Genomic DNA, 12,924 nt, shown 5'->3' with positions numbered 1-12,924 from the left:
GGAATATATGTTCTAGAAATTAATATGTCGTACCTTTGTGTAAGTAAATGCTTTAGCTTTAGGAAACCTTTCTACTTCTATCATACCGTTTTTTTCTAAAATTTTTAATGCTGGTTTTAAATAATTACTCAAAGGATAGATAGTATTCTCTAATACATATGATTCAATCATCGCCATAGATTTTCTTTTTCTTTTGAATACAATAGCTAATAAAGTAGCTAAGTTTGTCTGATGAGTTTCCTTTTCCATAATATTAATAAATTCGAATTCTAACTGATTCGCAGATATCTGATCACTGAATAAAAACATCCCTGTGCCGTCTACCTTCCACATCACATCTTTCATAACTTCTAAACCTTTAATGCTTTTTGTCGCATATATTAAAAACATTTTAGTTCTTCCATTCTTTTTGAATTCGAAATCTAATACATATCTTGCTTCTGTCATTTCAAGTAAGGATCTTGAATAAAAATCAATAACAATTTTTTTTCTCTCTGCACCTGTTAAAACACCAATCTCTTTTCGTATTTGCTTTATGTCCTCGATGCCAAATAATTCTTGATAGGTTTCAATTAGTTTTTTGTTTTTATCTGACATAATAAATCTATTGATTTCTTCAAACATAAAATTAAAAAGAAGTTCAGCCTTCTCATTTTGTAAATATCTTTGAAATAGTTCAAAAGGAGTGTGACTAAAACCAAATGGATCGACAAAACAAAATGATGGGATTAATGTCTGCCCCTTATCTATGGAATCTAATATACTCCCCAATGCATTAGCGAATGTATCATTAATAGTAATGATATTTATGGTAGGATAATCAATTAAGTCAATTTCTCCATTATCATCAATTCTTGTAGGATATAGAGAAGAAATATTTGTTTGAAGTTTGGAATAGTTATCTATATCCCCTTCAATTAGGATAATATTGATGTTAGGTAAATCCCAACCACGTTCTGAACATTGTTCACAGAATTCTATTGCACCTTTAATAAGTTTGATTGGTGATCCTTCAGCCTGATCTTCTTCATAAATTCCTGGACCTGCAAACCCGTCTATTACTAAACAACGGTTTTGATTATGAATCCCTAAGTTAATCTTTCTCAACCATGGAATATAGTAATTATTTAATATTTCGATTTTTGCATCACTGTGTTTCTGTAGAGTGTTAAAAAACTGTTTTGTCATAAAATTTCACCCTCATTTTAATATTTTTTTTTTAATTTTTTGCGGAGGTAGGAAATTACGCTATATTACCATCATATATAAACCATGTATGTATAAAATTTACATATAAAAGTATTTTTAAGGACATGCTATTACAGCATGTCCTATTTTTTATAGTCGTGTTTGATGATTTCCCATATCTCACGTAGGCGTTCAACAGCTTCTTCTTGAGATTCAGGTAGCTCTTTATAAAATACATTTAATTTTGGATTGTTAGCAAATGCTTGGAATTCGGCTTCCTCTTTTTCTTCCTGTGTCAATGTAGGAATATCTGATCGGCCAAGAAGGTAATCAGTACTTACATTAAAATAATCAGCTAATTTACTAAGTGTTGAATTATCTGGTTCTCCTAAATTGTTTTCGTATTTGGCATAACCTTGTCTAGAAATACCCAAAACATCAGCCATATCTTGTTGGGTCTTACGATGTTGGGTTCTAAGCATTTTAAGTCTAGTCGATAACATTGTAATCCCCTTTCGATTAAATGTTTTATGTATTTATATAATTAATTCTATTATAGCGCAACGTCAAGTTTCCATGTGCAACAAAATGTTACTTAAGGTGTTGACAGCAACTTTTCGTTGCTTTATATTAGATTTAAGGTAACTAAATGTTGCTAAGGAGAGGTGAAAATTGAGACAAAAGTTAATTATTTTCCGAGGTGAAAAAACTGTAACGGCAGTTGCTAAAGATATTGGAATCACAAGACAAATGTTAAGTGCAATAGAGGGAGGGTCTCGAACTCCTTCATTAGAGTTAGCTAGAAAAATTGCTAAATACTATGAAAGCACCATTGAAGAAATTTTTTTTGATTCTGAATGCAACGAAATGTTACCACTATCTATTTTAAAGAGAAGAAAGTAGGAGGTGTTTTAGTTGCAACAGCAATTAAATGTCCAGTTAACGATTCAAATTCCAGAAGATAAAGTATTAATCAGCAAAGTCGAGTTGGAGGAATTGCAAAGAAACAAATTGACTGGGAAGTCTTGGTCAATGAAAGATTTAGAGGCACAAACAGGTCGGAAATCTGATTGGTTACAAGAAAAGATTCTTTATGTACCACGTTTTAAACAGAAGTTAGATGCTCGTAATGGAGGATTTGTTTACTATCCAAAAGGAAAGGGTTCTCCTTGGGCTTTCCAAGCGACTAAAATGGCTAAGTTTCTGGATGATAATTTCCATTTGATTTGGGGAGGGTAACGTCCCTTTGACGCTACCCTAAACAGGTGAGTTTTAAGTCGAGAGGAAATAGGAAAAATACGAGAGGCAATATGTAAATATTTCTATCTTCTTATTAGCAATTTTAACAGTTGATAGCTTAATTGAGTATTCCAGATTGGCATAAGAAGGTGGTGAGATAGTGAAATTAGGAGCACTTTTACAGGCATGTCGAATAGGCAGTGGTATGTCACAAGAAGATTTGGCTGCTCAAATGAATAGAAGTCAAACTTGTATTTCTAAGTATGAGAATGAACGGAAAACACCCGACATTTATACATTTATCGAATGGTTTAAACAAACGAATACTCAGGAGGTCGGCAATATCTTTATACAACAAATGATGAGTGGAATTGACTTAGCAACCGTTGTTCAATCATTACTACCAATCGTTGGCGGTTTTGGATGGTGGCTCTTTTTATAACAAGGAGGAGATCTAATTGAGGATTAACGTAAAACATTGGAAATCGTTGAAACCAATGGAGCGGTACATGGCTATATACAGAGCCGCACGTCAAAATGACGCTACCCTTAAAAATCAGCATAAAAAAGGCTTACAAGCACTGGCATGCAAGTAAGCGGTTAAGAAAAATATATTACTGAAACTATATCAAAAATTTAGTGAATCGGCAAGAAAGGGGATGCATCTTATGCTTCCAGAAATTATTGTACATGACAGTGTACGTGTTTTAACAAGTGCTCAATTAGCTGAATCGTTTAAAACGGATAGCAAGACTATCAATCGTAATTTTCAACGAAATCAGGATCAGTTTGAACTTGGTGTTCATTACTTTGCGCTAACAGGTGAAGATTTAAAAGCTTTTAAAGGTGCGCGTCAAAATGACGCAACCCTTAAGTATGTTTCAGTTCTTTATCTTTGGACCGAAAAGGGAGCTTTTCTACATGCTCAATTTTCTAAAAGTAAGCAGGCTAAGGATGCTTATCGAGCGTTAATAGATAGCTATTACACAATGTTGGACAAACCACCAATGGAGCAATCTCAAACTTTAGCAATTAGTCTAGCTGATTTTCAAAACTTAGAAAGTAGGTTGGTAACTTTGGAAAATCAAATGCGTGAAGTGACATTACACTCAGGAGAACAACTTCGATTACGAAAAGCCGTGAATGAGCGAGTTTATCAATTAGCTGAACAAACAGGAGCGAGACGTGTATTATTCCGAGCTTTGTATTCTGCAATCAAAGAACGGTATCAAGTAGGTTCTTATCGTGATGTTAGACAACATGAGTTGCAAGACGCGTTGAACTTCGTTTCAAGCTGGGGAGCATAGGAGGAACATATAATGTTTACAACAGGTAATAATACAGTCGATTTAATGGGACAAATGCACTTAGAAGGTAACGTTATACCACATATGTGGTATGAAAATTTTCGCCTAGATAGTGGCAAACCTGATCTAAACGCCATAATCATTCTTGCTGAAATTGTTTATTGGTATCGTCCAAGTTATGAGAAAGATGAGGTAACTGGACGCCTCATCAACATTAAAAAGAAGTTTAAATCAGATTTATTACAACTTTCGTATGATCGCTTTGCTGAGCAATTCAGTTTTAGTAAAAAACAAGTCAAAGAAGCAATGGATCGACTAGAGAATAGGGGCATTATTAAGCGTGATTTTAGGACAATAAATGCTAATAGAACTCGATTATCGAATGTTCTTTTTATCGACCTAAATGTACCTCTTTTAGAGAGATTCACCTTTAGTTCTGGTAATGGGGTATTACCGCAGAAGGTAGGAGGGTATTCCCCTCAAAGTATGGAGGGTGGTGACTTGGAGGTTGGGAGGGTCCAACCTTCTAGGGTAAGAGGTGGTGCCCCACAGGTGGGGACATATACAAAGATTACTACAGAGATTACAAATACAGAGATTACTAATAAAAAGAATAGTAGTCGCAAACGAGTTTACGACGAATCCTCTGTGCATTATCAATTGGCTTATAGACTCTATCAAAAAATACTGATTGATGATCCAAGCTTTAAACAACCGAATATGAATACCTGGGCTGATTGTATTCGCTTAATGATGGAGCAGGATGATAGAACAGCTGAACAAATCGAATATCTTATTGATTGGTCACAAGCGAATTCATTCTGGAAATCAAATATTCTTTCAACCAAAAAATTGCGCGAAAAGGCTACAACGTTAATACGTCAAATCAAAGCAGAGAATGCAAAAGAAAACAAAGCCAAATCACCTTCGCCAATTAAACATCGACAAGGACGTACTGAAGTTGTACCAGAGTGGTTCCATAAGCGAAATGAGGACAGAGCCGAAACTGTAGAAGTCAGTCAAGAAATTGACTTTGAAGCAGAGCGTCAAAAAATACTTGAAACTTTAGGTAGGATAGACAAAAATGCACAGTAAGTTGATTTGCTGTATAGAGTAAAAAAAATCCCCCTCTACCGAAGGGGAAAATACTTTATTCATTATTTTGACTTATAAATTTAACATATTCTCTATAATTTACCCAAATTATTAAGAGGATTAGTATGAAAAAAACACTAAAGAATGCTAACGGAAACGAAATCAAATTATTTAAAGTAAAGCTATAAATAAAAGCCACAATAAAGCCAATGATGAGTATACGAAATATAATTCTTAATTTGGTAATAGGCCATAAATCATATATTTTTTTTAGGGGGAAATGATATATCAGTTCATAAGTTATGTTTTTATTATTCCAGTTGTCTACAATTCTATAGTTTGAATCTCTTTCCACCAATAAGGAAGATTCATTTTTCATTTTGAGTATTTTCCATTTTTCGTTATCGTCTAAAAGGATAAAAAATTCATTATGTAATGATACTTTTCTATCTACCCAAATGATTGCGTTAAAAAGCAAGATAAATGCGAATGTAACGATTAACCACACTATACCAAAAGCAATAATAGTAGTAGTTATAGAAGGCGAAATATTGCTAATAGAACTGGGATTGTATACAGCTATATAAAAACTACCAATAGATAATATGAAAAATGTATAAACGCCGTAGTTTGAAAAGTCTATTTTGAATTTTTTCCAATCAGTCATTAATAGTTTTTCAATTTCTAATAAATTCTTATTATCAATTATATTTTTTATTGCAATAACTACTAAGGAAAATAATGTTATTATACTAATTTCTCCAAGAAATTTGGATATTAATGTATCCATTTAAAAACTCCTTTACGTAAATTTATAGTTAAATTTTAACATAATTAAAGCTGAGATAATTCAAAAAATAAATGTTACGTGATCAAAGAAGAAAGGGGAATGGTGATGGGAAGAACACAACAATTTTTTATCAATGGCAAGTTATATGAACTACCTATATACAAAGCAGGGGATAGAGTGCAATTACTTGAAGCACCTACTATTAAGGGGACGGTAAAAGAAATTAAAAATGATGGCTTGTATGTTCATGTGATATGGGACAAGTTTCAACATCCAAGTATTAAAGGTATAGGCGTGAATTGGCTGGTTTCCAACATACAAGCAGCTAAATGAAAGAGAGGGAAAATTTATGTATAACAGGATGGGATTATTAAAGCAACAAAACGCATTGCATCATCAGTACTGTGTAACATGTGTAAATCGAAAAGACCGTAACGCAAAAAGCTGTAAAAAGTGTGACATCTTCATCAAGTTTAATGAAATCGGTAGATGCCTTTTAAATCTAAATAAGTCTCCTAACGATCAAGCGTCACTGAAGAAGACAAAAGATGATATTTTATTAGAATCAATGACTGAATACGGAATGATTCTTACAATAGATCGGTACTTGGACTTACAAGAAATGGGCCTAAAAAATTCTGAAATAGCAGAGCACTACGGTATTACAGATCAGGAGCTTAATGAATGGAAAGTATGGCAGGGACTAACTGGGAAACGTGGTCCAATGTCTAAGAATGATTTGGCATGCAGCAGTTAACCATCTTTGATTGTCCATTAACAGAAAAACATCATTTTCAAACACATGACAAAGTGAAGCTAAAGTTAGTTGACGAATCTACCAACTTTGAAATCTATAACTATCGGAAATATTACTATGATCATCTAATCGGGAAAATAGGTACCGTAATTGAAGTTAGAGGAAATACAATAATGGTGCTAATCAGTGAAGAAATTATTCCATGTGAGGCTTGTGAATTGGAGTGGATAGCGTAGAGCTACGGTTGCAGCCGTAGCCCTACATTTAAACCTTCTTGCTTTATACACTATAGCAATTATAGCAGGGAGGGGCTTATATGAGCAATACAGTTAATTTAGTGGCATTAGGTGACGGAGTTTATATCGTTCAACAAGGGACAATTGTAGAGGTTCTAGAGCCTAAAGAGTATGGACAAGATTCAATCCAGTGGCAGCATGGCAAGGTGTTCGAAGTGAGCGAAAGCAAGCGTAGACGTGTAGGGGCATTGAAAAAGTGAAAGATGAAATTGAGAAAATGAAAGTTTGAAAGATATTGTTCAATAAATAAGGAGTGATGAAATGGACTGTGAACATAAGGAAATTGTATTAGCCAATACTATTGGAAAGAAATTAGATACAGGTACATGTGGTTATGCAGTAGACTTTCTCGTTAGATGTAATGACTGTGAAGAAGAATTTTTTCGAGTAACTGAGTATGGAAGAAAAATAGTCAATTTATCAAAACACTAACAGAACAATTTGAGGAAATAGGTTTTAAGAAAATGGTTCACTAAAGTATAATTAGAGAAAAACGTTGGTGATAAAAGTGTCAAAAATAGATCATGAAACATTAAGCTATAACCATGGTTTATATCAAGCTAATTTATTGATGCAGATATTTTACTATAATGAATATAACGATTATAGTTTCTCGGATGTATGGGAGGAAAATAAAGAAGATATATTAAATACAGTACCATTGAACAAACCAAGTAAATGGACATTATTACATTATTGGATTGATACTAGTTTTCATGTTGAAGATGAAATTAAAGAAATTTTTAAATTCACAAACAGCAGTGAAGAGTATTTTGAAATGATAAAGGATTACTTAATTGACACTGGTTTACTTCCAAGTCTGAAAGAACCTATTTTTGGTGAAAAATGCGACAAAAAAGAACAATGTTCAGATTTAACTTGTAAGTGTTGGGAAATAATTAGTGGATGGGAAGATCACTTCCTTATGAATGCAGGTAATGTAAAAAAGTCAATTGTTCATGCGACGTTTCAAATAATGTTTAATAATCGAAGATTTATGCATGATTTCAACGTAATGGTTGCTAACCTTATTGAAAAGGACATAGACTATATAATAGAAAAAAAACCAGAATATATAAGTTTGAAGAAGAAACGAATTAAAAGAGCAACATACTGGCCCATTTGGTTAAAACAAGCATTACTTTATCGTGATAAAGGAACGTGTGTTTTGTGTAGAAAAGATGTAACATCACAATATCATATTGCTAGTGATTTAGAGATCGATCATATAGTTCCGTTAGATTTATACGGAACCAATGATTCAACTAATTTTCAGTTGTTATGTAAAAGTTGTAATGCTTCTAAACAAGCAGGAAGTACATCAACCAATTTGATTAATGTTCCTTTCTGGAATATCTAACGAGCATGAGATTACTAAAAAAACAGCCTTTACGGAAAATACCGGAGGCACTAACAGACAGGTGAATGGCCTGTTTTGTTGGTGCCTCTTTTAATTTTATTGAAAGGAGTTTAGGAGATGAAAACGTTACAAATAGAGGTGGTACAAAACGAGGTAAGTAAAGAAGATAAAGGGAGAACGTCAAAAAGACGCCAACCTAAAAAACAGATGAGTCAAAGAGAAATTGAAGAGCTAATGGGAATTAGTCGAAGTACTTACAAACGAGTTAAGGGTGCATTTAGACAAATAAGATGATAAGAGATTCAAACCGTAACTGGGAAGGAGCGAAAAGATTGAAAATAAGGCACATACAACTTGTAGATGAAAAATTAACACGAAAAGCAGTTGAAGAAAAGATAGAAAAGTATCGTATGTATTTGCTCACTGTTCCGGCCGATTATTTATCTAAAATAACAGCAAGTTATTCATTAGCACCAGCCAATTCAGACCAATTTAATAGTAAAACAGAAAATGCGGCAATTAAGCGTGTAGAATTTGAACTTGCACGTGAGAAATATTTTAATTGGATGCATAAAGGTTTAATGTCATTGAAAGAGGATGAAAGGCAAATAATTGTACGTCGATATCTCCAACTAGAAACTGAATATGATATTGATATTTGGATGGATTTAAGCATTGGTAAGACAAAGTATTATAAAAAGAAATGGCAAGCTGTTCTACGCCTTGCATTTGCCTTAAAAATAGAAGTTTATCAGCAGGATAGAAATGAGGTGAGCTAGCTTATGAAAGTGGAACCTATAAGAGATCGTGAATTGTTAGCAAGAATAAAACGATATTTAAGTGATACAAACAAAAGGAATCATTTGATGTTTCTGACAGGGATACATTGTGGATTTCGTATTAGTGATATTTTGAAACTGCAAGTAAAACATGTTAAGGGTTGGGATATTCGATTATTTGAGGAAAAGACGAAGAAATATCGTTCTGTAAGGATGACTAAAGAATTGAAGCGAGAAATGCGAGACTATATTCATGGGAAATCGGATGAAGAATATTTGTTCAAATCACGCAAGGGAATCAACCAACCAATATCGAGAAAAAGAGCCTATGAAATATTGCGTGAGTTAGCGGACGACTTTGAGCTTGAACAGATTGGTACGCACACATTACGCAAAACATACGGCTATATGCATTATAAAAAATTCAATAATGTAGCAACGATTATGACAGCTCTCAATCATACAAATCAACGTGAAACAATGATTTATTTAGGCATAGAACAAGAAGAATTAGATAAGCAGCAAGGTAAAATAGATTGGTAACTGCACTGATAATATATTGGTGTAGTTTTTTTATTTATTTTCTATGTGTAGGTACCTATTTTTTTATAAACAGGCCATTTTTATGTTTTGTCACATTGAGTAAAGGGACAAGGAGAAAATGTAGGTAGGCAAAGGGCTGGAAGAGAATAAGCGAAAAGGACAATACATGTTAAATGACACATTCAGTGTTATAATTAGGTAAATATTAGCGTTAGAAAAATATAGAAAGTAGGTAGAAAAATATATGTCACTTTATTATGAATTGGATGAAAAAGAAATAAAAGACGGCTGTCCACCAATTGGAGATATTATGTTAGAGGTAAATAACCAGTTAATAAAGCGTTATGGAATTTCTTTGAATACATTAGCTATTAATAGTTTAGATGATTACTGTGAAATGTATTATGGAATGAAAAGTGGCCAATTACAGTATGTAACAGAAGAAATACTATGGAAAAATCTCACCGAAGATGAGAAGGCTTTAAAAATAATTTCATATTTAAAAAGACCGGGTGAAACTATTGAAGATTTATTGATTATTGACCCATATTTTTTCAAGCAACCGAATGGAGCTGAAAAAGCTGAAAAGTATTTCGAATTAATTAAGAATATCTTGGATGAAGTAAAATCAAAGAAAATAACAATTATTACGGATAAAAAAAATGTAACTCCTAGTCTGAAGGGGCGCATACAAAACCATATAGAAGCTCAACTAATCGTTAAATATAGTGATGATTGGCACGATAGATTTTGGGTTGTAGATAGAGAAAAAGGAATTTTAATAGGGACTTCTTTAAATGGATTAGGAAATAAAATATCTTCAATTCAAGAACTTTCTAAAGAAGATGTAGCTGATATTTTGAGTATCATTGAAGGTTAAGTAATGAAGCGAACGTTTTACGAACGAAAAACGAACGAATTGCGAACTCATTTTTGTTTTAACGGTGCTAATTTATTATTATGCACATTGATAACTAAATACAGAAAACGGATGATAAGGAGCTTCACCATAATGGTGTGGCTCTTTTTATTGTGGAGGCAAATGATGAGAGAACATACAGCAGCAGCCAAGAAGTTTTATAACAGCAAGGCATGGAGGAAGTGTAGAGAGTCTTACATTCAAATGGTGCCAGATAGATTGTGTGAACATTGTCAGTTCAATCCCGGTTACATCGTGGACCATAAAGAAGAAATAAATATCTATAATATCAATGAATCAATGATTACATTGAATCATGATAACTTACAGTATCTTTGTTTAGAGTGTCACAATAAAAAAACATTTGGAACACCAAAAGAAAGTTTGCGTACAGGATTTTCATTTAATGAAGAGGGCGAGCTGATTTTTAATAGCCCCCCTTCAAAATAATATCATGGGGGAATCACTAGACCGAATGCCAACCTTAGATTTCCTCCGTTTGAGATTTTATATAACCCCCACCTATCAAAAAAACTAGGAGGTTTTGCGATGACAAGGCAAGTTTCGAAAACCGCCGTTCCAGAACAAGAAACTGAAATTATTCTGAAAGAAAAAACTATCAAAAAAGAAACAACTAAGTTAAAAAAAATATTTGCTGATCTAGTCGGTCATCAAAAAGAGGTTGCATTGCGCCTTATTGATGAACTGGCTTTTTTAATTGTAGAAATTCAAGAACTTCGTCAACACGTAAAGTTAAATGGATCAGTTGAAGAAATGCAACAAGGTGATTACTCCATTAATAGACGAAGCCCTTATTTCCAAAATTACTTAGACGCTGCAAAGACTTATACAGGTATCTATAAGCAACTGCTTGATATGTATCCTAAGCCTGAACAAAAGTTGAAAGTCACGGGTGAAATGGATGGGCTGCAAAAATTTTTATCCAAGCACAGTAAATAGCTATGCAGAATTATAGTGTCGAAACGCATAGAAATTACATCATTGAATACTATGACAAAATTATGTCAGGCGAAATCAATGCTTGTAAGCGTCTAAAACAACAGTACCAAATTATTTATAACTGGTTAGGAAATCCAGAAGAAGGATACGAGTTTGATATTCGGTTAGCAACCAAGCCCATTGAATTTATTGAGAATCTTTGTCGACAAGCGCAAGGTACAAAAATGGGGCAACCTTTAAAACTCGATCTATTCCAAAAAGCAAAGTTACAAGCAACATTCGGATTTGTCCATAAAGAAACACGGATGAGACAGATTACTGAAATCATGGATATTCGTGGCCGTAAAAATGGAAAAACGACTGAGAACTCAGCTTTGTCGCTTTACATGCTTGTTGGTGATGGTGAAGGGTCAGCCGAGGTTTACTTTATTGCAACAAAACTTGATCAAGCAAAAAAGGGTTTTAAAGAGTGTCATAAGATGGTTGCTCAAAGTCCAGACCTTTCTAAATATATTAGGAAGCGCAAAACAGACTTGTATTTTGAAGCGACATTTTCACATATTGAAGCATTGGCAAGTGATTCTAATAGCTTAGATGGTTTAAATGGTCATTTTATTACGGTTGATGAATTGGCAGCGATTAAAGACCGCAATATTTATGATGTAATGAAACAGTCAATGTCTTCACGTGAGCAGGGGCTTATTAGTTCTATTTCAACAAATGGATTTGTTCGTGATTCTATTTACGACTCGCAGTACGAATATGCCTGTAATGTACTTGATGGAAAAATTAAAGATATTCATTTTCTTGCATTTATATATGAGTTAGATCATCGTGATGAATGGCTTGATGAAAGTTGCTGGATCAAATCGAACCCTGGACTGGGTACCATCAAAAAAACAGAAGAACTTCGTAAATTTGTTGATAAGGCCAAAGTTGACGCAGCATTTAAACCAACAGTACTTGTTAAAGACTTCAACTTAAAACAAACGGCATCAACAGCTTGGCTTCGTTGGGAGCAGCTTGAAAACACAGCGACATTTGAAATTGAAAAAATGGACTTTAACTATGGAATTGGCGGTTTTGATAAATCAGAAACAACAGATTTAACTTCTGCTGGTGTGCTATTAAGGAGAAGAGACGATGATGAAATTTATTTTGCTTGCATGTTTTGGCTACCTGAACAGTCCATTATGCAGAGAGCAAATGAAGATCAAATTCCATATGATCTATTTGAGCGTCTGGGTATTCTACGACCAAGCGGACAATACAAAATTGACATGAAAGATATTTTAAAATGGTTCGTTGAATTGAGAGAAGACTTTGATATTTATATTCCTTGGATAGGCTATGATTCTTGGCATGTTGATGATGCTACACTTGAGGACTTTGAATCACATTTTGGTAAGAACAGTATGATTAAGGTTCGTCAGGGTGCTGTCACATTATCCACACCAATGAAAGAACTTGAAGCAGATTTATCGAATCATATTATCAATTACAACAATAATCAACTTCTGAAAATGTGTTTAGCTAATACGGAAATTAAAGTAGATTCAAACGGTAATATTGCACCTGTAAAGTCGAGAGATACACGTAAACGCATTGATGGCACGATTGCTCTTTTAAACTCTTATACGGTGTATTTAGATCGTAAAAATGATTATTTAAACATGATTTAGAGGTGGTGA

The 12,924-nt window shown here is 33.6% G+C and carries 21 protein-coding genes; 18 read left to right on the top strand and 3 right to left on the bottom strand.

The window, feature by feature from the left end:
- Positions 1 to 12 precede the first annotated feature (12 nt).
- Entirely contained in the window at positions 13 to 1,188 is a 1,176-nt protein-coding gene (gene tcmP, locus JTI58_RS01780) for a three-Cys-motif partner protein TcmP (RefSeq protein ID WP_205444820.1), read from the bottom strand.
- Between the two features lie 143 nt (positions 1,189 to 1,331).
- Complete coding sequence (locus JTI58_RS01775; RefSeq protein WP_243456281.1) at positions 1,332 to 1,691, bottom strand: helix-turn-helix domain-containing protein; 360 nt, start codon at positions 1,689 to 1,691, stop codon at positions 1,332 to 1,334.
- Between the two features lie 169 nt (positions 1,692 to 1,860).
- On the opposite strand from JTI58_RS01775, the gene JTI58_RS01770 reads away from it, so the two are divergent.
- The 6 genes from JTI58_RS01770 to JTI58_RS01745 all read left to right on the top strand — a co-directional run bounded on the left by JTI58_RS01770 (position 1,861) and on the right by JTI58_RS01745 (position 4,829).
- Positions 1,861 to 2,091, top strand: coding sequence for a helix-turn-helix transcriptional regulator (locus JTI58_RS01770; RefSeq protein WP_205444818.1), 231 nt, complete (start codon positions 1,861 to 1,863; stop codon positions 2,089 to 2,091).
- Positions 2,092 to 2,103: 12 nt separating this feature from the next.
- On the top strand, positions 2,104 to 2,427 hold the full coding sequence (locus JTI58_RS01765; RefSeq protein WP_205444817.1) for a DUF771 domain-containing protein: 324 nt from the start codon (positions 2,104 to 2,106) through the stop codon (positions 2,425 to 2,427).
- A 160-nt stretch (positions 2,428 to 2,587) separates the two neighbouring features.
- Positions 2,588 to 2,869: a helix-turn-helix domain-containing protein gene (locus JTI58_RS01760; RefSeq protein WP_205444815.1), complete on the top strand. Its 282-nt coding sequence runs from the start codon at positions 2,588 to 2,590 to the stop codon at positions 2,867 to 2,869.
- Between the two features lie 16 nt (positions 2,870 to 2,885).
- Complete coding sequence (locus tag JTI58_RS01755) at positions 2,886 to 3,023, top strand: hypothetical protein (protein WP_205444814.1); 138 nt, start codon at positions 2,886 to 2,888, stop codon at positions 3,021 to 3,023.
- 72 nt (positions 3,024 to 3,095) lie between these two features.
- Positions 3,096 to 3,734 (top strand): ORF6N domain-containing protein, encoded by a 639-nt coding sequence (locus JTI58_RS01750; protein ID WP_205444812.1) that lies wholly within the window; start codon positions 3,096 to 3,098, stop codon positions 3,732 to 3,734.
- Between the two features lie 12 nt (positions 3,735 to 3,746).
- The gene (locus tag JTI58_RS01745; RefSeq protein ID WP_205444810.1) at positions 3,747 to 4,829 is read left to right on the top strand and encodes a phage replication protein O; all 1,083 of its coding nucleotides are present in this window, start codon (positions 3,747 to 3,749) and stop codon (positions 4,827 to 4,829) included.
- A 55-nt stretch (positions 4,830 to 4,884) separates the two neighbouring features.
- Here the strand turns inward: JTI58_RS01745 and JTI58_RS01740 are convergent, their stop codons facing one another.
- Positions 4,885 to 5,619, bottom strand: coding sequence for a hypothetical protein (locus tag JTI58_RS01740; RefSeq protein WP_205444808.1), 735 nt, complete (start codon positions 5,617 to 5,619; stop codon positions 4,885 to 4,887).
- 105 nt (positions 5,620 to 5,724) lie between these two features.
- Between JTI58_RS01740 and JTI58_RS01735 the strand changes: the two genes are divergently transcribed.
- The 12 genes from JTI58_RS01735 (at position 5,725) to JTI58_RS01680 (ending at position 12,915) form a co-directional block, all read left to right on the top strand.
- Positions 5,725 to 5,952 carry a hypothetical protein gene (locus tag JTI58_RS01735; RefSeq protein WP_205444806.1) on the top strand — a complete coding sequence of 76 codons (228 nt, stop codon included), beginning with the start codon at positions 5,725 to 5,727 and terminating at the stop codon, positions 5,950 to 5,952.
- 16 nt (positions 5,953 to 5,968) lie between these two features.
- Positions 5,969 to 6,376, top strand: coding sequence for a hypothetical protein (locus JTI58_RS01730; RefSeq protein WP_205444805.1), 408 nt, complete (start codon positions 5,969 to 5,971; stop codon positions 6,374 to 6,376).
- A complete protein-coding gene (locus JTI58_RS01725; protein WP_205444803.1) occupies positions 6,364 to 6,612 on the top strand; it encodes a hypothetical protein in 249 nt (82 codons plus the stop codon). The genes JTI58_RS01730 and JTI58_RS01725 overlap by 13 nt, the downstream gene beginning before the upstream one ends.
- A gap of 80 nt (positions 6,613 to 6,692) precedes the next feature.
- Positions 6,693 to 6,872, top strand: a complete 180-nt coding sequence (locus JTI58_RS01720) for a hypothetical protein (RefSeq protein ID WP_205444802.1) — start codon at positions 6,693 to 6,695, stop codon at positions 6,870 to 6,872.
- Positions 6,873 to 7,180: 308 nt separating this feature from the next.
- Complete coding sequence (locus tag JTI58_RS01715) at positions 7,181 to 8,032, top strand: HNH endonuclease (protein ID WP_205444800.1); 852 nt, start codon at positions 7,181 to 7,183, stop codon at positions 8,030 to 8,032.
- A 117-nt stretch (positions 8,033 to 8,149) separates the two neighbouring features.
- The gene (locus tag JTI58_RS01710) at positions 8,150 to 8,326 is read left to right on the top strand and encodes a hypothetical protein (protein WP_205444798.1); all 177 of its coding nucleotides are present in this window, start codon (positions 8,150 to 8,152) and stop codon (positions 8,324 to 8,326) included.
- 38 nt (positions 8,327 to 8,364) lie between these two features.
- On the top strand, positions 8,365 to 8,811 hold the full coding sequence (locus JTI58_RS01705) for an ArpU family phage packaging/lysis transcriptional regulator (protein WP_243456280.1): 447 nt from the start codon (positions 8,365 to 8,367) through the stop codon (positions 8,809 to 8,811).
- A gap of 3 nt (positions 8,812 to 8,814) precedes the next feature.
- Positions 8,815 to 9,354, top strand: a complete 540-nt coding sequence (locus tag JTI58_RS01700; protein WP_205444795.1) for a tyrosine-type recombinase/integrase — start codon at positions 8,815 to 8,817, stop codon at positions 9,352 to 9,354.
- A gap of 244 nt (positions 9,355 to 9,598) precedes the next feature.
- On the top strand, positions 9,599 to 10,234 hold the full coding sequence (locus JTI58_RS01695; RefSeq protein WP_205444793.1) for a hypothetical protein: 636 nt from the start codon (positions 9,599 to 9,601) through the stop codon (positions 10,232 to 10,234).
- A 165-nt stretch (positions 10,235 to 10,399) separates the two neighbouring features.
- Positions 10,400 to 10,723, top strand: coding sequence for an HNH endonuclease (locus tag JTI58_RS01690; protein ID WP_347709110.1), 324 nt, complete (start codon positions 10,400 to 10,402; stop codon positions 10,721 to 10,723).
- Between the two features lie 99 nt (positions 10,724 to 10,822).
- A complete protein-coding gene (locus JTI58_RS01685) occupies positions 10,823 to 11,233 on the top strand; it encodes a hypothetical protein (RefSeq protein WP_205444789.1) in 411 nt (136 codons plus the stop codon).
- 2 nt (positions 11,234 to 11,235) lie between these two features.
- Positions 11,236 to 12,915, top strand: coding sequence for a terminase large subunit (locus JTI58_RS01680; protein WP_205444788.1), 1,680 nt, complete (start codon positions 11,236 to 11,238; stop codon positions 12,913 to 12,915).
- The last annotated feature ends 9 nt before the right edge of the window (positions 12,916 to 12,924 follow it).

The sequence above is a fragment of the Lysinibacillus fusiformis genome (genome assembly GCF_016925635.1).
GTDB lineage: Bacteria > Bacillota > Bacilli > Bacillales_A > Planococcaceae > Lysinibacillus > Lysinibacillus fusiformis_F.
This window is presented reverse-complemented; position numbering and strand designations above follow the sequence as displayed.